General features: G+C 61.3%; 1 pseudogene. It reads left to right on the forward strand.

The annotated features are described in order from the left end of the window. A pseudogene (locus tag HMPREF3047_RS11655) lies at nt 1-354 on the forward strand (hemagglutinin); the annotation flags it as partial.

Below are 354 nucleotides of genomic sequence, written 5' to 3' on the forward strand. Positions count from 1 at the left end.
CGGCCACGGTGAAAACAAAAACGAAGCCGCCCAAGCAATCGGCCACTTTATGCTCGGCGCCGCCTTGGCCTACGCCAACGGCATCGACCCGCTGGCCGGCGGCAGCGCTGCCGTTGCCGCCGAACGTGCGGCCGAGTATCTGGCCAAACAATACGACGACGGCCATACCGCGATTGACCCGACAACGGGAAAATTCAATCCCAACCTGTTACCCGAGCACATTAAAGAAGAGATTAAAGCGCAGACCGGTGCGGTTGCTTCGGTGGTGGGTGCGGCCGGAGGCCGTCTGAAAGGGGGAAGCGGCACAAACAACGGCAGCGGCAGTGCCCTGTTCAATGCACAGGTAGGGGGTGT

It is taken from the genome of Neisseria sp. HMSC075C10 (assembly GCF_001815615.1).
Taxonomy (GTDB): domain Bacteria; phylum Pseudomonadota; class Gammaproteobacteria; order Burkholderiales; family Neisseriaceae; genus Neisseria; species Neisseria subflava_A.